Origin of the sequence: Sinorhizobium sp. B11, from assembly GCA_039725955.1 — a bacterium.
Lineage (GTDB): Bacteria > Pseudomonadota > Alphaproteobacteria > Rhizobiales > Rhizobiaceae > Rhizobium.
Window position 1 is genome coordinate 86,103 of record CP091034.1, and the last position, 21,388, is coordinate 107,490.

Here is a 21,388-nt window from a genome sequence, read left to right on the forward strand (position 1 = left end):
AGAGGCTTTTTGCATGCTTAGAGAAGCCCGCGCATCGGATGGCCCTTATAGACGCCAAGGATGCGGACCTTCTCGGAGAAGAAACGCAGTTCCTCCAGTGCCCGGCGCACATGCGCGTCGTTCGGGTGGCCCTCGATATCGGCATAGAACTGGGTCGCCACGAACTTGCCGCCGAGCTGGTAGCTTTCGAGCTTCGTCATGTTGATGTTATTCGTCGCAAAGCCACCGAGTGCCTTGTAGAGGGCGGCCGGAATATTGCGGACGTTGAAGACGAAGGTGGTGACGATCTTCTCGTCGTTGGCCGAGCGTTCCGCCCATTCTTCATCGCGCGACAGCACAACAAAGCGCGTGACGTTGTTTTCCGTGTCCTCGACATTCTCCGCGATGATATCGAGACCGTAAAGATCGGCTGCAAGGCGCGGCGCGAGCGCCGCCATGGAGCGGTCGCCGGTTTCCTTGACGAGCTTTGCGGCCCCTGCCGTATCGCCGGCGATCACAGGCTTCCAACCGTTGGCGCGCACGATCTTGCGGCACTGGCCGAGCGCATGGATATGGCTGTGCACAGTGCGGATTTCATCCTTCGTCACACCCGGCAGCACCATGAGCTGAAAGCGGATCGGCATGAAATATTCGCCGATGATGTGCAAGCGCGATTCCGGCAACAGGTGGTGGATGTCGGCGACGCGTCCCGCGATCGTGTTTTCGATCGGGATCATGCCGATGTCGGCATCCCCATTGTCGACCGCCGTGAAGGCATCCTCGAAGGTCTGACAGGGCAGAGGCTCCATCGTCGGAAACATGTCGCGGCTCGCCATGTCGGAATTGGCGCCGAACTCGCCCTGGAAGGCGATCCTGTTGGTCTTGATGTTCATGAGGAAAATCCGTCAGTTGGCCTTCGCGGAGAGAATGCGCCGCGCCTTTTCGAGGTCGCCGGGAGTATCGACACCGAGAGGAACCGTGTCAACGATCTCGACATCGATGCGCATGCCCGCTTCGAGCGCTCTGAGCTGCTCCAGTGATTCGCGCTTTTCGAGCGTAGAAGGGCCGAGCGAGACGAAACGTTCGAGCGCTGCGCGTCGATAGGCATAGAGCCCGATATGATGATAGAGCGGCCCGTTGCCATAGGGCGCGGTCGTTCGGGTAAAATAGAGCGCGTGCAGGCGACTGGCAGATACCGGCGAGCCAACGACTTTGACGATATGCGGCGCGGTCTTGTCCTCGTCATTGTCGATCTCGGTCGTCAGCGTGGCGATGTCGACCGCCTCGTTTTCAAGGGGACGCAGTGCTGCGCGCACCGTCTCCGGATCGATCGTCGGCAGGTCGCCCTGGACATTGACGATGATTTTTGCCTTGCCATCAGGATCGACCTTGGTAAGCGCTTCAAAGATGCGGTCGGAACCGGACTGATGGTCCTGGCGGGTCATGACCACCTCAAAGCCCGCAGCCGCGACGGTATCGAAAACCTGTTGGTCGTCGACGGCAATGATGACCCGGCCAATTGCAGCTTCAGCGGCCCGTTTCGCGACCTGCACGATCATCGGCAAACCGCAAATATCGGCCAGCGGCTTGCCGGGAAGGCGGGTGGAAGTCATCCGCGCGGGGATCAGCACCAGCACGTCATGTAATTTTGAATCCGTCATTGTTCGGGCCTTCTAATCCGGGCTGAAAAGTGGCAAAAAGTCTCACGCACAAGACCATTTAGACAGTTGCAACGAATAGCCAAAAGACATAGGTTCCGCGCAATTTCAAGATGGTCCGGTTTCTGGTCTGCCGGCTGCAAGGGGAGCATTGCAGATGAATTCATACGTCAATACGGCCGTGGGGGCGCTGCTGGGAACGATCTTCGTTCTGATGTCTGTCTCCATCGCGTCCGAGGGGATCTTCCATTCCGAGGCGCCGGAAAAGGAAGGTTTTGCCATCGTCGCCGAAGAGGCACCCGCCGCCGGCGGTGAAGGCGCACCTGCTGCCGTTGCTGTTCCGATTGCCCAGCTTCTTGCCAGTGCCGACGCCAAGGCCGGTGAGACCGTATTCAAGAAGTGTCAGGCCTGTCATGACGGCACCAAAGGCGGACCGAACAAGGTCGGCCCGAATCTCTTTGGTGTCGTAGATCGTCCGATCGCCTCGCATGAAGGCTTTGCATATTCCTCCGCCATGAAGGATTTCTCCAAGGGCAGCAGCGAACATTGGACCTTCGAAAACCTCAACAAGTTCCTGCTGGCACCGAAGAAGGATGTTCCGGGCACCGCCATGGGCTTTGCCGGTCTGCCGAAGGATCAGGACCGCGCCAACGTCATTCTCTATCTGCACACGCTGGCAGATTCACCGGCTCCGCTGCCGGATCCGAATGCTCCGACCGCAACGCAGTAAGCAGCGACGATTTTTTCGAGAAGAAGCCCGGTCAAAAGCCGGGCTTTTTTGTTACCTTAAAGCATGTCGAGCAAAAGTGCAGCGAGTTTGCGATAACGACATGCTGAAAACAAAGACTTCAAGCGCGGTCAGCGAATCTGAAGGATCGCGACAGGCTTAAGCGCCGAGAATATAGGCCCAGAAGGAAACCGTGATGGCGCCGAGCGCTGTCGTCACCGTGATCGTCGACGCGGCGAGGCTGTGGCCGACGCCGAAGCGGTTGGCGATCAGCCAGGCATTCACCCCTGTCGGCACCGATGAGGTCAGCACCAGCGCCGCTGCCCATTCGTTGCTGAGACCGAAAACATGGCTTGCTGCCCACACGCAGCCGGGCAACAGCAGCAGCTTGAAGGCTGAGGTTGCGCTGGCGATCCCGACATTGCCGGAGACTCCGTATTTCTGCAGCGCCATGCCGAGCGAAATCAGAGCCGCCGGACCGGCCGTGCCGGCGATCTGCCCGACGACGGAACGGATCGTTGCCGGCATGGTCAGGCCCGAGACGTGAAAGATGGCGCCTGCCACGATGCCGATGACCAGCGGATTGTGCAGCAGGTTCAGGCCGATCTGCTTCAGGACCAGGGTCATGCTGCGGTCGCTCTTGCCGGAAATCTTGCGTTCGGCATGCTCCATCATGATTGTGCCGGCAACCATCATGATCGGCAGATGCACGGCAAGCAGGATGGAAAGGGCGACAAGCCCTTCGCTACCCACGGTGCGCTCGACCAGCGGCAGGCCGATGAAGATATTGTTGGCAAAAGCGGAGGACACGCCGGCAAGCACGCCGATCCGCTCATCACGCCCGAACAAACGCGTAGCGACGATGTGTCCGGCCGCCCATGTCACCGCGACGCCGGAGAAATAGACGAGCCAGAGCCGGAACGGCGACGCGCCGTGGAAGTCGGCCTCGGCGATGGTGCGGAAAAGCAGCAGGGGCACAGCGATCTTGAAGACGAATTCGCTGAGAGCATCCCCGACACTTGCGGTGAGTATTCCGACGCGGACGATCAGCCAGCCGATGAGAATGAGAAGGAAGATCGGAAGAACGTCGAAGATGATGGCTGACATAAACTGCTGCTCTGCGCGGGGATAGACGAGGTCTAAAGCATGTCGCGCAAAGGTGTACAGCGGTTTTGCGATAGCGACATACGAAAACAAAAGACAGCAAATCGCCGGCCATGACAAATGCCATGGATGCAATATCTTTCGCGGCGCAACAAAAAAAGCGGGCTCGGCCCGCTTTTCCGCATCCGGTCCTGCCGGATAGCCGGTCGCGATGCTGCCAGTTCATCCGTGGTCAGCGTCGTCCCGGTAAGACTGGAGGGATCATCCCTCCTCTAGCCGGCCACACGAGATACCTGCATGCCGGTCTTCCTGATGCAGTTTTAGGCAGGCAAGGTGACAGCGGCGTGACGAATAAACGGCAGTTTTGCGAAGTCTTTGGAAGGTGATGTGCTGTTTAGCCTTTCAATACCGGCAAATTTCGCTAAGACCGATTACCGGCTATCACAAATCCGGGACTTCCCATTTCATGACCAAATTCGATGTTCTGACAGTCGGCAACGCAATCGTCGATATTATCGCCCGTTGCGACGACCAGTTCCTCATTGACAACAAGATCACCAAGGCGGCGATGAACCTCATCGATGCCGATCGTGCCGAACTGCTTTATTCCCGCATGGGCCCGGCGCTCGAAGCCTCCGGCGGTAGCGCAGGCAATACGGCTGCAGGCGTCGCGAGCCTCGGCGGCAAGGCCGCCTATTTTGGCAAGGTTGCGGAAGACCAGCTCGGCGAGATCTTTGCGCATGATATCCGAGCGCAGGGCGTTCATTATCAGACCCGGGCCAAGGGCATGTTTCCGCCGACCGCACGCTCGATGATTTTCGTTACCGATGATGGCGAGCGTTCGATGAACACCTATCTCGGCGCCTGCGTCGAGCTTGGGCCTGAGGATGTCGAAGCAGATGTGGTGGCTCAAGCCAAGGTGACCTATTTCGAAGGTTATCTCTGGGACCCGCCGCGCGCCAAGGAGGCGATCCTCGATTGCGCCCGCATCGCCCACGAGAATGGCCGCGAAATGTCGATGACACTCTCGGACAGCTTCTGCGTCGATCGTTACCGCGCCGAATTTCTGGATCTGATGCGTTCGGGCAAGGTCGATATCGTCTTCTCGAACCGCCAGGAGGCCCTTTCGCTCTACGAGACTGACGATTTCGAGGAAGCGCTGAACAAGATCGCCAAGGACTGCAAGATTGCCGCCGTCACCATGAGCGAGAACGGCGCCGTGATCCTGAAGGGCAACGAGCGCCACTACGTCGACGCGATCAAGATCAATGAAGTAGTGGATACGACGGGTGCGGGCGATCTCTTCGCGTCAGGTTTTCTCTACGGTTACACGCAGGGCCGTTCGCTCGAAGATTGCGGCAAGCTCGGCTGCCTTGCCGCCGGCATCGTCATTCAGCAGATCGGCCCGCGGCCGATGAAGTCCCTGTCCGAAGCCGCAAAGGAGGCGGGCCTTATTTAAAGGCCTCGCCCGGATAGGCGCCCCAGATTTCCGACTGCGCCACCCAACCTTCGGCGCCGTCGGTCTTTGCGAAACACCACTCTCCGCTGCACTCGCCGATCGTGATCATCACGCCGGGCTCCAGCTTGGCGACGATGCTGGAAGACGGCTGTGCTTCACGGCGGAGATTGACATAGACGCCTTTGCCCTTGCCCTTCATCCACGGCGCGGCAATAGCGGCGCGCTGGCCTGACAGCAGCGACTGATTGACCCAGCCCTCGGTACCGTCGGCATCGCGGATACGGCGCCAGTTGTCATACTCCTGGACGATTTCGACGGGCAGCCCCGATTTCAGATAGAGCCACGAAACGGCGTAGTCCGTTCCCGGGCCGATCCGCAGGTTGACGCGCTTGGACTTCAGCGTCACGAAGCGCGGCAGCGGCAGGCCGCTCGGCCCCTTGGCCGCCTGGGCTTGCGCAAATTCGATGGTGCCTGCCGATACGGCAAAGGCAACCGCCAGGGCGAGGCAGGACTTCATAACTGTGCGACGCATGGAAGCTTCCGTTGGCTCGAATTCGAATCAGGCCCTGCCTGCTCGTCTTCCGGGATTCCCCGGTCGCCTCGCGAGTTTTGTTTGTCTTCGCGTGCGGGTCTGGTAGAAAATGCCCGGAACGGGGAAATGATCGCCCAACTTGGTTAAAGACCTCTGAACAAGGCACAGCAAGCCGCCATGACGACGAAGAAAAAACCGAAGGTCTACATAACCCGCAAGCTGCCTGATGTCGTCGAAACCCGCATGCGCGAGCTTTTCGATGCCGAGTTGAATATCGACGATACGCCGCGATCCGTTCCCGAACTCGTCGAAGCCGTCAAAACCTGCGACGTGCTCGTGCCGACCGTGACGGATCGGATCGACGCAGCCCTCATCGATCAGGCCGGGCCGCAGATGAAGCTGATCGCCAGCTTTTCGAACGGCACCGATCACATCGACATCGAAGCGGCCGCGCGCCGTGGCATCACCGTCACCAACACGCCGAATGTGCTGACCGAAGACACTGCCGACATGACAATGGCGCTGATCCTCGCCGTGCCGCGGCGGATCGGCGAGGGTGCGCGCGTGCTGACGGACCGGCCCGGTGAATGGGCTGGCTGGTCCCCCACCTGGATGCTCGGCCGGCGTATTCACGGAAAGCGTATCGGCATCGTCGGCATGGGCCGTATAGGCACGGCCGTTGCGCGCCGCGCCAAGGCTTTCGGCCTGTCGATCCACTATCACAACCGCAAGCGCGTCAATCCTGCGACTGAAGACGAATTGGAAGCGACCTATTGGGAAAGCCTCGACCAGATGCTCGCCCGCGTCGACATCGTCTCGGTGAACTGCCCCTCGACCCCCGCGACCTTCCATCTCCTGTCGGCTCGCCGCCTGGCGCTGCTGCAGCCGACCGCCTATCTCGTCAATACAGCCCGCGGTGACGTGGTCGACGAGGCGGCGCTCATCAAATGCCTGCGGGAGGGGAAGATCGCCGGCGCCGGGCTCGATGTCTTCGAGAACGAGCCCATGGTCAACCCGAAGCTGGTGAAGCTTGCCAATGAGGGCAAGGTCGTATTGCTGCCGCATATGAGCTCGGCAACGATCGAGGGACGTGCGGAGATGGGCGACAAGGTCATCATCAACATTCGCGCCTTCATCGATGGCCATCGTCCGCCGAATCGGGTGCTGCCGGGCCGATGACGGCCGGAGCGCTCGCATCCCTGGCCGGCTAGTCAGCCGGCGAGCGCTTTCTTCATTTCGATAAACGTCACCCGTGTAAAACCCGGATGAGATTTCTCTGCGGTCTTTTCAAAGCCCCAGGCAGCGAAGGTCGTGTGATTGCCGACGAGCTCTATCCGAGTCTCGAGCCTCAATGCCGGAAGGCCCAGATCGAGTGCCGTCCCTTCGGCTGTATCGAGCAGGCGCCGTCCGATGCCCTTGCCTTGCGCGGATGGCAGGACCGCGAGTTTTCCGACATAGAGGCAATCTGCCTCGGGCCGCAGGAAAATGCAGCCGACGAGTTGCCCGGCCTGCTCCACGGCATAAGCGATTTCTGCCCTTGCCTTTTCCACCAGGGATTCCACCGTCAGGCGGCTTGCGGAGGAGGGCGGATCGATGCGGCCCTCCATATAGGCGAAGGACGCGAGAATGAGATCGAGCAACTCGTTCCAGCGCACAAAGCTCTCATCGACACGAAACGGCGTCATGCGGTCCTGTTCTGCCTCGCGCGCCGACGTTTGTAGCGGATCGTATCGAAACGGGCAGACAACGCGTCGTAGAGCAGCAGGCGACCGACTAACGGTTCGCCTGCGCCCGTAATCAGCTTGATCGCCTCCATGGCCATCAGCGTGCCGATCACGCCCGTCAGTGCGCCAATGATACCGGCCTCCGCACAGGCGGGGATCAATCCGGCCGGCGGTGCTTCGGGAAAGAGATCACGATATCCAGGGTTCTGGGTGCCGCCTTCGGCCGCCTCATAGGGTTTCAGCACCGTCAGCGATCCGTCGAATCGGCCAACCGCACCTGTCACAAGCGGGATTCGCGCGTTTTCCGCTGCATCGGCCGCCATATAGCGCGTATCGAAATTATCAGAGCCGTCGATCAGGAGATCGAAGCCGGAAAGGTGCAGGCGCGCCGTTTCGGCGGAAAGGCGCTCGGTGAAACGGACGACTTTGATATGCGGGTTTAGCCGCGCGATCGCGATGGCAGCGCTTTCCGTCTTCATTTCGCCGATCGTGCCGGAATCGTGGATCACCTGTCGCTGCAGGTTGGAAAGCGAAACACGGTCGTCATCGGCAATGCCGAGCGTGCCGACGCCTGCAGCGGCCAGATATTGCAGGATCGGTGCCCCGAGCCCTCCCGCACCGATGACAAGCACCCGTGCGGCCTTCAGCTTCTGCTGGCCCGCGCCTCCGATTTCCGGCAGCAGGATATGGCGATGATAGCGTGCGATTTCGTCGGGGCTGAGAGGTTCCATGGGCGTGATGTTATCACGCCGCGAACCGCCGGGAGAAGCGCTATCGCTCATTCGAAAACCCTTCCATCCGCAACCGTGAAAAACTGTGCCCGCTCGCCAAGTGCTGCAAACATCTGACGGTCCGTTCCCGTCATGAAGGCCTGGCCGCCAAGCCCGTCTATGAGATCGAACAGCGCGGCACGGCGTCCCTCGTCGAGATGGGCGGCGATCTCATCCAGGAGCAGAACCGGCGCATGGCCGGTAAGGTTGCCGACGAGCCGTGCATGGGCAAGCACAAGGCCCACCAGCAGGGCTTTCTGCTCGCCGGTGGAACAGCGTGCCGCTTCCATCTGCTTCTCCCGATGATGCACGATGAGATCGGCGCGATGCGGCCCCTCCAGCGTGCGACCAGCGCCGGCATCGCGGTACCGGTTCGCGGCGAGCGTTGCCGCATACTCATCTTCCAGATCGACCGAGGGCCGGGAGAATTGACCGTCCATGAAGCCCGAAAGCTGCAGCGATGCCGATGGGAAGGGCGAGATTTCCCGGCTTTCCTCGACGAGTCGCGTCAGCAGGCCGAGCATTTCCTGCCGGGCGAGCGCCATGGCTATGCCGAGGCTGGCCATCTGCTCCTCAATACCGGAAAGCCAGGATGGATCGAAACGGCCTTCGTCCAGCAGCTTGTTGCGGCTGCGCATGGCGCGCTCGAAGTCGCTCGCCCGCCTGCCATGCTCGGGATCGAGCGACAGTACCAGCCTGTCGAGGAACCGCCTGCGGTCGGACGAGCCGCCGGTAAAGAGCCCGTCCATCGCCGGTGTCAGCCAGAGCACGCGCAAATGATCGGTCAGCTCGTCGACTGTTTTTGCCGTCGTTCCGTTGATGCGCAGCCGTCGCGCCGTCGTCTCGTCGCTGGCATCAATTCCGGTACCGATCTCGACGTTACCCTCCATGCCATCGAGCTCTGCAAAGATCGAAAATCCGCCCGTAGCGCCAACGCGGGTGATATCGCCATAGGCGGCTCGGCGCAGACCGCGCCCCGGTGACAGGAACGAGACCGCCTCCATCAGGTTGGTCTTGCCCGCACCGTTGTCGCCGGTCAACACGACATGCCGAGCGTCGAGCGCAAGCGAGGCCGACGAATAATTGCGAAAGTCGGTCAGCTTCAAACGGGAAAGGGCAACCTTGTGCGGCATCGAATATCCGGAATCATCAAGGCTGACAGTTGGAGCCTTTCCTCGTCAGAATGATTCAATCTGACAAGGCAAGGCTCTAAGCCGAAGCGCCAGGGATATCAAGGCTGAGAGCTGTCCCAGCCGTCAATGGCTGCGCGGGGCCGGCTCTTCGAGCTGTGCTTCGGCCTCTGCGATTGCCCTTTCGATCCAATAAACGAGATCCGGCCGATCTTCGATCGAGCCGCGGAGCGATTTCAATGAATCGAGGATCATCGTCAGTTTCTGGCGGCGCATATCGATGACGATACTGTCGGCATCAGATTTCCCGGTGGGAGCGGATGTCATGCAGTACTCGAAGCCTCTTGTCTGACTCGTACATAAGGGTCCCGGCGCGACTAACTATCGTCCCATGCAATGAAGTCAACTACAGGGTGTTCAACTTTTCGCGACATCGCCGTTAAGTCATCAAATGAGAAGTAGAAGTTGTAGAATCGGCGGAAGAGATAGTTGTTTCGTGGCCTAATGCCCAAAAAAAGTCGGTTGAAATTTGCAACTTCCGGGTTGAGATATTCAGCTGACGCTATATGGTAAATGAAGGGTTTACCGGGAAAGAGTGCAGCAGTGCCAGATCCGATTGATATCATTGTCGGCCGCAACGTGAGACAGCTTCGCGCCCGCCGACGTGTTTCCCAACTGGAACTGGGCGAAGCGCTTGGCCTTACATTCCAGCAGATCCAGAAATACGAAAAGGGGACCAACCGCGTCTCCGCCAGCAAGCTGCATCAGATAGCGGTCTTTCTTGGTGTTGATATTTCCGAGCTTTTCGAGGGTACGGGAATTTCCCAGTTTGCCAACCGCGTTGAACTGAGCCCCGAAGCCTATGAACTGGCGATCAGCTATGACAGGTTGAGCTCGACTGCGGGCAAGCAGGCGCTCAAGACGATCCTCAACCTTATATGCGGTCAGGCAGCCGAAAACGCCGCTTGACGGCTCCAGCGCCTATCCTTGAATTTGAGGGAAATTCAGTGAAGCTCGCGCTCGTGCAGCGCGACGAGCAGGGCGTCCTGCGTCTGATGGCCGGCATGATAAAGGTCGATCGCGATGCTGGCGATCGAAAGGCCTTGCTGGCTGCGAAGTTTGATGTTGCGTTCGGCGCACCACGAATAGAGCGCGCCTGCCAGTGCATCGACATCTTCGGACAGGCAGGTTGAAAAGTTCATTGCCGACATGGAAATACCCTCTGTTAGTCCCGGACTGCGGGGCCAAAGACAGTATGGATTTCAGGAACTTGCAAGCGCGATCGGATCTGTGCGTTAACGCAAGACATCTGCGCACAGACGCGCGTCCCGACTTGAAACAGGTGTTTTGAATTGGAGCGCGCATGAAAAAAGCCGGAGGCGGAACCTCCGGCTTTTGTAACCTTGGGGGATATCGAGCTTAGCCCTCGAAGAATTCCTTCATCCGGGCAAAGAAGCCGGTCGACTCCGGATTGTTCTCCTTGGAGGAGAGCTGCTCGAATTCCTGCAGAAGCTCGCGCTGGCGCTTGGAAAGCTTCTGCGGCGTCTCGATCTGGATCTGGATGTAGAGATCGCCCGTCTGGCTGGAACGCAGCACCGGCATGCCCTTGCCCTTCAGGCGGAACTGTTTGCCGGCCTGCGTGCCCTCGGGAACGGTGACGCGCGACTTGGTGCCGTCGAGCGTGGCCACATCGAAGGTGCCGCCGAGCGCTGCCGTCGTCATGGAGATCGGCACGGCGCAATAGAGATCGGCCCCGTCGCGCTGGTAGAACTCATGCGGCTTCACCGACAGGAAGATATAGAGATCGCCTGCCGGACCACCGCGCATGCCAGCCTCGCCCTCGCCCTGCAGGCGAATGCGGGTGCCATCCTCGATACCCGAGGGAATGTTGACCGAGAGCGAGCGTTCTTCGGTCACCCGGCCCTGGCCGTGGCATTTCGGGCACGGATCGGGAATGATCTGGCCGCGGCCGTGACAGGTCGGACAGGTGCGTTCCACCGAGAAGAAGCCCTGCGCTGCGCGTACGCGGCCCGAGCCCTGGCAGGTGCCGCAGGTCTTCGGCTGTGTACCTGGCTTGGCGCCGGAACCGGAGCAGACGTCACAGGTTATCGAGGTCGGAACGCGAATCTGCGCCGTCTTGCCGGAGAATGCCTCTTCCAGCGAAATTTCCATGTTGTAGCGAAGGTCGGCGCCGCGTTCGCGACCACCCGAAGAGCGCTGCCGTCCGCGGCCGCCGCCCATCATCTCGCCGAAAATGTCCTCGAAGATATCGGAGAAGCCGCCACCGGCAAATCCGGCGCCGCCACCGAAGCCACCGGGACCGCCCATACCGCCGTGCTCGAAGGCCGCATGGCCGTAACGATCGTAGGCCGCGCGCTTCTGCGGGTCCTTCAGCGTTTCATAGGCTTCGTTGATTTCCTTGAACTTGCGTTCGGCGTCTTTGTCATCCGGGTTCTTGTCCGGATGGTATTTCATTGCCAGCTTGCGGAAGGCGCTTTTCAGCTCTTTCTCATCCGCCGTCTTGGCTACACCCAGAGTTTCGTAAAAGTCCGCTTTTGCCAATTTAAGCCCCGGAAATGGATTTCCGGCTGCCATGGTGAGCAGCCGGATGTCTATCGTCTAGCGTAGGCCGCAGCCCGGATTAAGCGGACTTCTTGCGGTCGTCGTCCTTGACTTCTTCGTAGTCGGCGTCGACGACATTGTCATCACCTGCCGAAGCGTCGGCCGTGCCGCCTTCAGCCTGCTGGGCTTCATAGATAGCCTGGCCGAGCTTCATGGAAACTTCCATGAGGGTCTGGGTCTTGGCCTTGATGTCTTCGGCGTCGGCATCGGTCGCTTCGGTCGCGGACTTCAGCGCGGCAATCGCATCGGAGATTGCAGTGCGATCGGCTTCGGAAACCTTGTCGCCGTAATCCTTGAGCGACTTCTCCGTGGAATGAACAAGGCTTTCGGCCTGGTTCTTTGCTTCCACACCTTCGCGGCGCTTCTTGTCTTCGGCGGCATGCGATTCGGCATCCTTGACCATCTTTTCGATGTCGGCGTCGGAAAGACCGCCGGAAGCCTGGATGCGGATCTGCTGTTCCTTACCGGTGCCCTTGTCCTTGGCCGAAACCTGCACGATGCCGTTCGCGTCAATGTCGAAAGTGACTTCGATCTGCGGAACGCCACGCGGTGCCGGCGGCAGGCCAACGAGGTCGAACTGGCCGAGCAGCTTGTTGTCGGCAGCCATTTCACGCTCGCCCTGCGAGACGCGGATGGTGACTGCCTGCTGATTGTCGTCGGCGGTCGAGAAGGTCTGGCTCTTCTTCGTCGGGATCGTCGTGTTGCGTTCGATCAGACGGGTGAAGACGCCACCGAGAGTTTCGATGCCGAGAGACAGCGGGGTAACGTCGAGAAGCAGAACGTCCTTGACGTCGCCCTGCAGAACGCCGGCCTGGATGGCGGCGCCGAGAGCAACGACTTCATCCGGGTTGACGCCCTTGTGCGGTTCCTTGCCGAACAGCTGCTTGACGACTTCCTGTACCTTCGGCATGCGGCTCATGCCGCCGACGAGAACGACTTCGTCGATTTCGGCAGCGGTGACGCCGGCATCCTTGAGGGCTGCCTTGCACGGAGCGATCGTGCGCTGAACGAGATCGTCGACCAGGCTTTCGAGCTTGGCGCGGGTCAGCTTCAGCGTCAGGTGCTTCGGGCCGGAAGCATCAGCCGTGATGAACGGCAGGTTGATTTCGGTCTGCTGCGAAGAAGACAGCTCGATCTTTGCCTTTTCGGCAGCTTCCTTGAGGCGCTGCAGGGCAAGCTTGTCGTTCTTCAGGTCGATGCCATTGTCCTTCTTGAACTCGGCAACGAGATATTCGACGAGACGCATGTCGAAGTCTTCACCGCCGAGGAACGTGTCGCCGTTGGTGGACTTCACTTCGAAGACGCCATCGCCAATCTCGAGGATCGAGATATCGAAGGTGCCGCCGCCAAGGTCGTAAACGGCGATCGTCTTGCCGTCCTTCTTGTCGAGGCCATAGGCGAGAGCGGCAGCTGTCGGCTCGTTGATGATGCGGAGCACTTCAAGACCAGCGATCTTGCCGGCATCCTTGGTTGCCTGGCGCTGCGCGTCGTTGAAATATGCGGGAACGGTGATGACGGCCTTTTCGACCTTTTCACCGAGGTAGGATTCGGCGGTTTCCTTCATCTTCTGAAGGATCATCGCGGAAATCTGTGCGGGCGAGTAGCCCTTGCCGTTGGCTTCGACCCAGGCGTCGCCATTGTCGCCCTTGACGATCGTGAAGGGAACGAGGTGCTTGTCCTTCTCGACGGTCGGATCTTCGTAACGGCGGCCGATGAGGCGCTTTACGGCGAAGAGGGTATTCGTGGGGTTGGTGACCGCCTGGCGCTTGGCTGGCTGGCCGACGAGGCGTTCGCCGTCATCGGAAAATGCCACCATGGAAGGGGTCGTACGCGCACCTTCCGCGTTCTCGATGACCTTTGCGTCCTTGCCGTCCATGACCGCGACGCAGGAATTTGTCGTTCCAAGGTCGATACCAATTACTTTTGCCATGTCATTCTCTCCTTGAAGCAAGCTGTCGGAACCCCGGTAAGGCATTTCCCTGACAGCCCCTTACGGGATGGGTCTACTAAGATTACGCAATCGTGATTGCGGTGATGCGGCGTATATAAGGAGCGGTTTTCTGGACTGCAAGGCGAGAAATGGCCCGGAATCCAGCAAAACGAATGTGTTGCATTCAATTTTTACAGTAGCCGGAAAAGGGTCTGCTTTGCACCTTCAAACCGTGCAAATCTTGCACGCCGAGCCTTGCGCGGGACGTGCTCCCGCAAGGCATCCATTTCCGTCGCAATACTGTCTCCGGCTCCTACTGTCCCATGATGAGATCGAGCAGGGTCGTGCGTCGCGGCTGCGCCCCTGACGTTGCTTGCGGTCCGCCCACATCACCGGGCGGCACCATGTCGTCGTAACCTCCGCCGGCAACATCGGCAGGCGGCACCGGCCCGCCGTTGACGGGCATCGCTGCCTGCGGCTGTCCGGGCGCCGGCGGATAGCGGTTCACATCGGCATTTCCGCCGAAAACACCGGAAATGATGCTGCCGACTGTCGACGGCTGCTCGGGTGCCGGCTGCGCCTGCGCCATCGGCTGGCCGTTGCCGGGATCGGCGGCAGGATCAGAGAATGTCTGGCCCATGCCGAAGAGCGGCGCTGGCGAAAGGCCCTTATGCGCGGCGACCATGAATTCCTTCCAGGCCTTGGCGGGAAGCCCGCCGCCGGTCACCTTCTTCATCGGCGTGCCGTCGTCATTGCCGAACCAGACGCCTGTCGTCAGGTTGCTGGTGAAACCGACGAACAGCGCGTCACGCGAATTCTGCGTCGTGCCGGTCTTGCCGGCAGCCTGCCAACCGGGAAGCTTGGCGCTCGAGCCTGTGCCGCCATTGATGACGCCCATCATCATCATGTTCATTTCCGCGACGATCTGCTCGGAAAGCACGCGCGGCGGATTGTCGTAGGTGTTCTCGTAGAGCACCTTGCCGTCGGTCGTGGTTACCCGGCGGATCACGTGCGGCGTTGCCTTGTAGCCACCATTCATGAAGGCGGCATAGGAGGCCGTCAGCTCCATCAGAGAGACTTCCGAAGTACCGAGCGCGATCGATGCGTTGGGCTGCAGATCCGATTGGATGCCGAGACGGTGGGCAAGCTTGATCACCTGATCCGGCCCGTCATACATCACGAGCTGCGCCGCCACCGTATTCAGCGACTTGGCAAGTGCTGTCCTGAGCGTCACTTCGCCATTGTATTTCTTCTCGTAATTCTCCGGCGTCCAATTGCCGATACGGATCGGCGCATCGTTGAAGACGGAGTCTGGCGTCAGGCCTTTTTCAAGCGCGGCCGCATAAACAAATGGCTTGAAGGAAGAGCCCGGCTGGCGCTTGGCCTTGACGGCGCGGTTGAACTGGCTCGTCGCATAATCCCTGCCGCCGACGAGCGCCCGGATCGCGCCCGTACCGTCGATCGAGACGAGGGCGGCCTGTGATGCATCGAACTTGCCGCCTTCCTTGTCGAGCACGTCGACCAGCGACTGTTCGGCCTTCTTTTCGAGATTCTTGTCGATCGTCGTGTCGACGATGACGTCTTCCTTCACGTCGCCGACCAGCCCCTGCAGTTCGTCCATCACCATATCGGCGGCATATTGTCCGGCGCCCGACCAGTAGCTGCGGGCAGAAGCCGGCGTCTGCGACATCGCCGTCTTGATTTCGTCGGCACTGATATAGCCCTGGTCGCGCATCGCCTGCAGCACGACCTGCGCACGGGCATTGGCGGCCTCCGGATCACGGGCCGGCGAGAGGCGCGACGGCGCCTTCACAAGGCCCGCAAGCAGGGCGGCCTCGCCGAGGTTCACATCGCGCGCCGACTTGTTGAAATAGCGCCGCGCTGCCGCTTCCACGCCGTAGGCATTCGAGCCGAAATAGACGCGGTTCAGATACATCGCAAGGATCTGGTCCTTGGTGTATTTCTGCTCCAGCCAGAAGGAGAGCAGCACCTCCTGCACCTTGCGCTCCAGCGTCCGCTCGGGCGAGAGGAACAGGTTCTTGGCAAGCTGCTGCGTTAGCGTCGAGCCGCCCTGGATCGGCTGGCCGGTCGCATTGTTGACGAAGGCGCGCGCCAGCCCGAACGGATCGACGCCGAAATGCGAATAGAAGCGCCGGTCTTCGATCGCGATGATCGCCTCCGGAATGTAGGGAGACATGTTCTCCAGGGAGAGCTCCTCGCCGCCGGTCGCACCGCGGTTGGCGATCGCACTGCCGTCCACCGCGGTGATCTTGACGTTCGGTGGCCGCTCCGGGATGGCCCAGGTGCTGGCGCTTGGCATGCGCGAACCGTAATAGAAAACGAGCCCGGCAACACCGATGCCGGCCCAGATACCAAGCACGATACACCAGTAGACGACCCTGCGCAGGAACGCGAACAGCCCGCCGCCGTCCCGTTCGCGCGGCTCGGAACGGCGCTTTGCCGGTGCGCGCCGGGAAGCGGGCGATTTCGACGTACGTCTGGAGCCATGCCGCCCGTCGATGCGATCGTCGGCATCGAGCGCGAATTCGTCGTCTTCCTCACGACCGCCACGGCCGTTGAAGGACGGTTCGATCCTGTCATCTGATCTACGTCTGGCTACCATCGTGGAGCGGCTGAACCCTTGCTGTAAGACCGCGCCCCCAGGCAACGGTTTTATCCGAGTGAACTGTAAATGCGGCGAATTAACGGGCTGTTAAGAACAACATCAATGTGGACAAGTGCACCCTCTGCCTGCATTTTCTCCGTCAGCCAGCCATGACTTCCTCCCATGGCTGCCGTTCATGTGACCGCCCCAAAACCGACATATATCGCCGCGACTTCCGCGCACCGAAGAAGCGCAATGCGCAATATCCAGGCAGAACATGACGATTGATCCCGTCAGAATGGATGAGGCACGCCCGCGCGAAGTCTGGAGCATGCTTTTGCGCAGCATCACAGTCTCGACAGGATGGACGAGAGCCGGCTGAAGATGCTGCTCGGCGCCTATGCGCAGATGCGCGACCTGCTCGCGACACAGCGCCACATATCTTCCGGCTGGTGAGGGAACCAATAGGCTTGCCCGCTGTTGTATGATGAGCGGGACAAACCCCTCACGTCCCGCCAAGATCGGCCGTCTCCCCTCAACACGTGCCGATCGATATCAGGCCCGGCGTATCACCAGATGCGTCGGGTCCTTTTTATTTCAGGGGCGATGGGGACCGCGATCGCGGTAGCGCGTAGTCGAAACGCCCTGAGCGGCCTCGGCAATTGCAGGCGCCAGCAGCAACAGACCGCCTGCCGCGATTTTCAGAAGAATATGTTTCACCTTCACCTTTTACTCCTCGCAATAAACGACGGGCGACCCGCATCGGGATGCACGTTTACCCGGAAAATCAAAGATAGAGCGTCTGCGGCATAGGTGACGCAGCACGGATTTCTGTTTTCTTTCAAAGGCTTATGAGAGAGGCGGAATGAACGCAGCTTGAACGGGAATCAAGGTTTTCCATGGGCCTTGAAATGTGAAAGGCGGCTTCCGATATAATGTTTCAGAAATTGCAGCCCGGAAATGTCGTGCGCATCATCTGTTGCATCATTTCCGCGATCTGGTTGGATCAGCCGTTTACCGGCCGTAAACCTTTCGAGATCAGTCTGGCTGTGCTTTGTCCGCTTCTCCTTTGACCACGGATGTACTGGCACTGAGATGAGGCGGATAACGGAAGGCCGGTTTGCCCGGCCTTTTTGTTTGCAGATTTCGGATGGCGTGCCGCGAAGATCGCAGGCACGCCTTTTTTGTTTCAAGCCTTCAGTGCGGCAAGGATGCGCACCCAGGAACGGATACCCTTGTGGTAGGAGGCCAGATCGTACTTTTCGTTCGGCGAATGGATACGGTCGTCGGAAAGCCCGAAGCCCACGAGAAGGGATTCCATGCCGAGCATTTTCTGAAAATCGCCGACGATCGGGATAGAGCCGCCCATGCCGATGACGATGGCGGGCTTCGGCCATTCGTCGGAAAGCGCATTGCGCGCCTTGGTCAGAACAGGCGAGTCATAGGAAAGATGAATGGCCGGGGAGGCGCCATGCGGGTGGAACTCGACCGAGCAGTCGGCGGGGATCTTCGAACGAACGTAGTTGCGGAAGCTCTCACGGATCGCTGCCGGATCCTGCGTGCCGACGAGCCGGAAAGAGACTTTTGCCGATGCCTTCGCAGCAATGACGGTCTTGAAGCCTTCACCGGTATAGCCACCCCAGATGCCGTTGACTTCGGCCGTCGGTCGCGCCCAGGTGAGTTCCAGGACCGAGCGGCCCTTTTCGCCTGAGGGAATGGAGAGGCCGACTTCGCCGAGGAAGTTTTCCGCCGACTTGCCGAGCGCCTCCCAGGATGCCTTGATGTTGGCAGGCGTTTCCTCCACACCGTCGTAGAAACCTTGAAGTGTAATACGACCGGTTTCGTCATGCAGGCCGGCAAGCGCCTCCACAAGAATATGGATCGGATTGGCCGCGGCACCGCCGAACAGGCCGGAATGCAGGTCGCGGTCGGCGGCTGTCACCACGATTTCTTCACCGACGAGGCCGCGAAGCGCAGCTGCGATTGCCGGGGTATCGCGATCCCACATGCTGGTGTCGCAGACGAGGGCGTAATCGGCCTTGAGTTCGGCGGCATTGGCTTCGAGGAACGGCTTCAGCGACGGCGATCCGGACTCTTCTTCGCCCTCGAAAAGAATGGTGACGCGGCAGGGAAGGGCGCCGTTGATCTCCTTGTAGGCGCGGCAGGCCTCCACGAAGGTCATCAGCTGGCCCTTGTCATCGGAGGTGCCGCGGCCGGTCAGGATCTTGCGGCCGTTGCCGGCATCTTTGACGGCGGGATCGAAAGGGTCGTTTTCCCAGAGCTCGATCGGATCGACCGGTTGCACGTCATAGTGACCGTAGAACAGGACGTGGGGCGCATCGGCAGAGGCACCCTCGTGATGGGCGACCACCATCGGGTGGCCGGGCGTGTCGCGAACCGAGGCGTCAAAGCCAAGCGTCTTGAGATAGGCGATCAGCCATTCGGCTGCCTTGCGGCATTCAGCCTTGTAGGCCGGATCGGTCGAGATCGACTTGATGCGCAAGAGCTCGAACAGCTTTTCGAGGCTTGAATCGAGATTCTGGTCCGCACGCGCAAGGATAGGATTTAGTTCGGTCATTTCCGACTCCTTCTGAAATTCGGCCGGACGATAGACCCAATCGGCTGCCGTTTCGAGCGTCAAATTTTCAAGTTTTTTTGTTGGCGCCAAATGCCGAAAGGCTGAAGTAGGCATCGCTAATGCAATTTACAGTTATTTAGCATGTTCTAAATAATCTCGCGCCGAGGTGGATTTTCGAGGTGGCGAATGTTCTCAGTTATTGCCTGCATCAGAGACAACCACGACTGGCGACTGGTCATTGCCGCCGCAATTGTCTGTCTCGTCGGCAGCCTGACGACAATGCTCCTTCTCTTCCGTGCCCAGGAATGCGACGCCGGACAGCGCAAGCTGTGGATCGCCACGTCAGCCTTTGCCTGCGGTGTCGGCGTATGGGCTACGCATTTCATCGCCATGCTCGCCTATGACGGCGGCATGCCGATCAGCTACGATCTGGGTCTCACGTTTCTCTCTGTATTCCTGTCGATTTTCGGCGCCTGGGTAGCCATCCTGATCGCGTCGGAGGGCCGGAGCTATTCTTTCGCTTTCGGCGGTGTGCTGATGGCGCTTGGCATCATGGCCATGCATATGACTGGCATGCAGGCGATCGAGGCCCAGGCCATCGTCGTCTATGATGCCTTTATGTCGGTCGTCGCTTTCTGCTCCTGCGCGGCTCTGGCAACCATTGCCTTCCTCGCCTTCTTCAAGCTGAAAGGCATGAAGCGCTTTGCCGCATCCTCCGGCGCCTTCGTGCTGGCGATCTGCACGCTGCATTTCATCTCGATGAGCAGCATTGCACTGGTGTCGGACCCGACGCGCGAGGTGCCGGCGATGACGCTTCAGCCCCAGGTGCTTGCCGTAATCGTGATGGCTGTCGCCACCGGTCTCATCCTCATGGCCTTCGGCGCGGTCTTCCTGGAAAGCCATCTCACTGATCTTCGCGGCCTCGCCAATGTCTCGCAGGAAGGACTGGTCATTCTACGGGAAGGCAAGATCATCGACACCAATGAACGCTTCCTGGCCCTCTCAGGCTGGAAGCTCTCCGAACTCACGGGCAACATTCCCTCGTCCGTGCTGGCTCTCATTCATGCTGAGCGGGAGAGCGAGCATGAAGAAATGCTGCTGATCGCCAAGGATGAGAGGGAAATCCCCGTCGAGGTTGTCATGCGGCGGATCGTCTATCGCGGACGCCATTGCGACGTTCTCGTCGTCCGCGATCTGACCGAACGTAAGCGCGCCGAAGAGATGATCGAGCATCTCGCCCATCATGATGTTCTGACGGACCTGCCGAACCGTTCGCTTTTCGATACGCGCATTCGCCAGGCTCTGCAGGTCGCCGAATGCAAGCGGACGCAGGTCGCCGTCTTCTGTATCGATCTCGACCGCTTCAAGGCCGTCAACGATATTTTCGGTCACGCCGAAGGTGATCGCATCCTGCGCAAGGTCGCCACGATCCTCAAACGCTGCGTTGATAAGGATGACACGATCGCGCGACTTGGCGGCGACGAATTCGCCATCGTCCAGCCGAGCAAGCTGCAACCCGACGCGGCCCATCGCCTTGCGCGACGTATCATCGACGAATTCGCGGCCGAGATGGATACTGCCCGCGATCCGACGGCCGTCGGCGCGAGCATCGGCATCGCGATCTATCCGGCGGATGGAGACTCGGCCGAAGAGCTTTGCAACAACGCCGATACAGCTCTTTATCGCATCAAACATGCCGGGCGCGGCGCAGCCTGCTTCTTCGACGCGGAAATGGACGAGTCGGTACGTGCCCGTCGCCAGATCGAACACGAGCTTCGCCACGCCATCACCCGCAATCAGCTCCATGTAAGCTATCAGCCAATCCTCGATGCGCGCAGCGGTGAGATCAACGGTTATGAAGCCTTGATGCGCTGGAACCGGCCGGGCCACGGCATGAGCGAGCCGGATATCTTCATTCCGATCGCCGAGGAAAGCGGCTCGATCGTCCAGCTCGGCGAATGGATCCTGCGCGAAGCCTGCATGGAGGCCGCCCGCTGGCCGCAGCCGCTATCGATCGCCGTCAATGTCTCCCCGGTTCAGTTTCTGTTGCCCAATCTTTGCCAGCGGGTGGCTGAGATTCTCAAGGAGGCGGACCTCGCGCCGGAACGCCTGGAACTGGAGATCACCGAAGTGGCGCTCATACGCGATCGCAACCGGGTCATGAACACGCTTCAGCGCCTGCGCGACCTCGGTGTGCGCATCGTCATGGACGATTTCGGCACTGGCTTCTCCTCGCTCTCCAACCTGCGTTCCTTCCCCTTCGACAAGATCAAGGTCGACCGCAGCTTCACCGGCATACTGGAGCATGATGCCGGCGCTCGCTCGATCGTCCGCGCCATCATCGGGCTGGGGCATAGTCTTGGCATGCCTGTTGTCACCGAAGGCGTCGAAACAGAGATGCAACGTCAGATCGTCGTGGAAGAAGGCTGTACCCAGTTGCAGGGGCTCTTGCTCGGGAAGCCGGATATCGAGCCGAGTATCAAGCTCGCCGCTCGCGAAAACTTCCTTTCGGCAAATACCGAAGCAGAGGTGACGCAAGCAAAGCGCGACCGCGCGGCGGCAGAGTGAAG

Annotated in this window: 18 protein-coding genes; 5 read left to right on the forward strand and 13 right to left on the reverse strand. The window is 59.9% G+C overall.

Annotation, left to right across the window (positions count from 1 at the left end; genetic code table 11):
- Positions 1-17: 17 nt before the first annotated feature.
- A complete protein-coding gene (locus LVY75_10175; protein ID XAZ23613.1) occupies positions 18-872 on the reverse strand; it encodes a prephenate dehydratase in 855 nt (284 codons plus the stop codon).
- 12 nt (positions 873-884) lie between these two features.
- Positions 885-1,640, reverse strand: coding sequence for a 3-deoxy-manno-octulosonate cytidylyltransferase (locus tag LVY75_10180; protein ID XAZ23614.1), 756 nt, complete (start codon positions 1,638-1,640; stop codon positions 885-887).
- Positions 1,641-1,794: 154 nt separating this feature from the next.
- Between LVY75_10180 and LVY75_10185 the strand changes: the two genes are divergently transcribed.
- The gene (locus tag LVY75_10185) at positions 1,795-2,367 is read left to right on the forward strand and encodes a cytochrome c family protein (protein XAZ23615.1); all 573 of its coding nucleotides are present in this window, start codon (positions 1,795-1,797) and stop codon (positions 2,365-2,367) included.
- A 156-nt stretch (positions 2,368-2,523) separates the two neighbouring features.
- Here the strand turns inward: LVY75_10185 and LVY75_10190 are convergent, their stop codons facing one another.
- Positions 2,524-3,471 carry an AEC family transporter gene (locus LVY75_10190; GenBank protein XAZ23616.1) on the reverse strand — a complete coding sequence of 316 codons (948 nt, stop codon included), beginning with the start codon at positions 3,469-3,471 and terminating at the stop codon, positions 2,524-2,526.
- A gap of 463 nt (positions 3,472-3,934) precedes the next feature.
- Here LVY75_10190 and LVY75_10195 point away from each other — a divergent pair, with 463 nt between their 5' ends.
- Positions 3,935-4,927 (forward strand): adenosine kinase, encoded by a 993-nt coding sequence (locus tag LVY75_10195; GenBank protein ID XAZ23617.1) that lies wholly within the window; start codon positions 3,935-3,937, stop codon positions 4,925-4,927.
- Here the strand turns inward: LVY75_10195 and LVY75_10200 are convergent.
- Positions 4,920-5,459 carry an SH3 domain-containing protein gene (locus LVY75_10200; GenBank protein ID XAZ23618.1) on the reverse strand — a complete coding sequence of 180 codons (540 nt, stop codon included), beginning with the start codon at positions 5,457-5,459 and terminating at the stop codon, positions 4,920-4,922. The genes LVY75_10195 and LVY75_10200 overlap by 8 nt on opposite strands.
- A 177-nt stretch (positions 5,460-5,636) precedes the next feature.
- Here LVY75_10200 and LVY75_10205 point away from each other — a divergent pair, with 177 nt between their 5' ends.
- Positions 5,637-6,638: a D-glycerate dehydrogenase gene (locus LVY75_10205; GenBank protein ID XAZ23619.1), complete on the forward strand. Its 1,002-nt coding sequence runs from the start codon at positions 5,637-5,639 to the stop codon at positions 6,636-6,638.
- Between the two features lie 32 nt (positions 6,639-6,670).
- Here LVY75_10205 and LVY75_10210 read toward each other — a convergent pair whose 3' ends face one another.
- The 4 genes from LVY75_10210 to LVY75_10225 all read right to left on the reverse strand — a co-directional run bounded on the left by LVY75_10210 (position 6,671) and on the right by LVY75_10225 (position 9,410).
- On the reverse strand, positions 6,671-7,144 hold the full coding sequence (locus LVY75_10210; GenBank protein ID XAZ23620.1) for a GNAT family N-acetyltransferase: 474 nt from the start codon (positions 7,142-7,144) through the stop codon (positions 6,671-6,673).
- Positions 7,141-7,965 carry a molybdopterin-synthase adenylyltransferase MoeB gene (locus LVY75_10215; GenBank protein ID XAZ23621.1) on the reverse strand — a complete coding sequence of 275 codons (825 nt, stop codon included), beginning with the start codon at positions 7,963-7,965 and terminating at the stop codon, positions 7,141-7,143. The genes LVY75_10210 and LVY75_10215 overlap by 4 nt, the downstream gene beginning before the upstream one ends.
- Positions 7,962-9,086, reverse strand: coding sequence for a DNA replication/repair protein RecF (recF, locus tag LVY75_10220; GenBank protein XAZ23622.1), 1,125 nt, complete (start codon positions 9,084-9,086; stop codon positions 7,962-7,964). The genes LVY75_10215 and recF overlap by 4 nt, the downstream gene beginning before the upstream one ends.
- 123 nt (positions 9,087-9,209) lie before the next feature.
- A complete protein-coding gene (locus tag LVY75_10225; GenBank protein ID XAZ23623.1) occupies positions 9,210-9,410 on the reverse strand; it encodes a hypothetical protein in 201 nt (66 codons plus the stop codon).
- A gap of 276 nt (positions 9,411-9,686) precedes the next feature.
- Between LVY75_10225 and LVY75_10230 the strand changes: the two genes are divergently transcribed.
- Positions 9,687-10,052 (forward strand): helix-turn-helix domain-containing protein, encoded by a 366-nt coding sequence (locus LVY75_10230; protein ID XAZ23624.1) that lies wholly within the window; start codon positions 9,687-9,689, stop codon positions 10,050-10,052.
- A gap of 35 nt (positions 10,053-10,087) precedes the next feature.
- Here the strand turns inward: LVY75_10230 and LVY75_10235 are convergent, their stop codons facing one another.
- The 5 genes from LVY75_10235 to LVY75_10255 all read right to left on the reverse strand — a co-directional run bounded on the left by LVY75_10235 (position 10,088) and on the right by LVY75_10255 (position 18,818).
- A complete protein-coding gene (locus tag LVY75_10235; protein XAZ23625.1) occupies positions 10,088-10,294 on the reverse strand; it encodes a hypothetical protein in 207 nt (68 codons plus the stop codon).
- A gap of 208 nt (positions 10,295-10,502) precedes the next feature.
- Entirely contained in the window at positions 10,503-11,645 is a 1,143-nt protein-coding gene (gene dnaJ, locus LVY75_10240; GenBank protein ID XAZ23626.1) for a molecular chaperone DnaJ, read from the reverse strand.
- A 79-nt stretch (positions 11,646-11,724) separates the two neighbouring features.
- Positions 11,725-13,635, reverse strand: a complete 1,911-nt coding sequence (dnaK, locus tag LVY75_10245) for a molecular chaperone DnaK (protein ID XAZ23627.1) — start codon at positions 13,633-13,635, stop codon at positions 11,725-11,727.
- A gap of 313 nt (positions 13,636-13,948) precedes the next feature.
- The gene (locus LVY75_10250) at positions 13,949-16,258 is read right to left on the reverse strand and encodes a penicillin-binding protein (GenBank protein ID XAZ23628.1); all 2,310 of its coding nucleotides are present in this window, start codon (positions 16,256-16,258) and stop codon (positions 13,949-13,951) included.
- Between the two features lie 1,171 nt (positions 16,259-17,429).
- Entirely contained in the window at positions 17,430-18,818 is a 1,389-nt protein-coding gene (locus tag LVY75_10255) for a dipeptidase (protein XAZ23629.1), read from the reverse strand.
- Between the two features lie 186 nt (positions 18,819-19,004).
- On the opposite strand from LVY75_10255, the gene LVY75_10260 reads away from it, so the two are divergent.
- Positions 19,005-21,386 (forward strand): EAL domain-containing protein, encoded by a 2,382-nt coding sequence (locus LVY75_10260; GenBank protein ID XAZ23630.1) that lies wholly within the window; start codon positions 19,005-19,007, stop codon positions 21,384-21,386.
- Positions 21,387-21,388: the final 2 nt, after the last annotated feature.

Excerpts from the sequence above, each read along its gene's own strand:
- LVY75_10175 (XAZ23613.1), bottom strand. The coding sequence starts at position 872 with ATGAACATCAAGACCAACAGGATCGCCTTCCAGGGCGAGTTCGGCGCC.
- LVY75_10180 (XAZ23614.1), bottom strand. The coding sequence starts at position 1,640 with ATGACGGATTCAAAATTACATGACGTGCTGGTGCTGATCCCCGCGCGG.
- LVY75_10185 (XAZ23615.1), top strand. The coding sequence starts at position 1,795 with ATGAATTCATACGTCAATACGGCCGTGGGGGCGCTGCTGGGAACGATC.
- LVY75_10190 (XAZ23616.1), bottom strand. The coding sequence starts at position 3,471 with ATGTCAGCCATCATCTTCGACGTTCTTCCGATCTTCCTTCTCATTCTC.
- LVY75_10195 (XAZ23617.1), top strand. The coding sequence starts at position 3,935 with ATGACCAAATTCGATGTTCTGACAGTCGGCAACGCAATCGTCGATATT.
- LVY75_10200 (XAZ23618.1), bottom strand. The coding sequence starts at position 5,459 with ATGCGTCGCACAGTTATGAAGTCCTGCCTCGCCCTGGCGGTTGCCTTT.
- LVY75_10205 (XAZ23619.1), top strand. The coding sequence starts at position 5,637 with ATGACGACGAAGAAAAAACCGAAGGTCTACATAACCCGCAAGCTGCCT.
- LVY75_10210 (XAZ23620.1), bottom strand. The coding sequence starts at position 7,144 with ATGACGCCGTTTCGTGTCGATGAGAGCTTTGTGCGCTGGAACGAGTTG.
- LVY75_10215 (XAZ23621.1), bottom strand. The coding sequence starts at position 7,965 with ATGAGCGATAGCGCTTCTCCCGGCGGTTCGCGGCGTGATAACATCACG.
- recF (XAZ23622.1), bottom strand. The coding sequence starts at position 9,086 with ATGCCGCACAAGGTTGCCCTTTCCCGTTTGAAGCTGACCGACTTTCGC.
- LVY75_10225 (XAZ23623.1), bottom strand. The coding sequence starts at position 9,410 with ATGACATCCGCTCCCACCGGGAAATCTGATGCCGACAGTATCGTCATC.
- LVY75_10235 (XAZ23625.1), bottom strand. The coding sequence starts at position 10,294 with ATGTCGGCAATGAACTTTTCAACCTGCCTGTCCGAAGATGTCGATGCA.
- dnaK (XAZ23627.1), bottom strand. The coding sequence starts at position 13,635 with ATGGCAAAAGTAATTGGTATCGACCTTGGAACGACAAATTCCTGCGTC.
- LVY75_10250 (XAZ23628.1), bottom strand. The coding sequence starts at position 16,258 with ATGGTAGCCAGACGTAGATCAGATGACAGGATCGAACCGTCCTTCAAC.
- LVY75_10255 (XAZ23629.1), bottom strand. The coding sequence starts at position 18,818 with ATGACCGAACTAAATCCTATCCTTGCGCGTGCGGACCAGAATCTCGAT.
- LVY75_10260 (XAZ23630.1), top strand. The coding sequence starts at position 19,005 with ATGTTCTCAGTTATTGCCTGCATCAGAGACAACCACGACTGGCGACTG.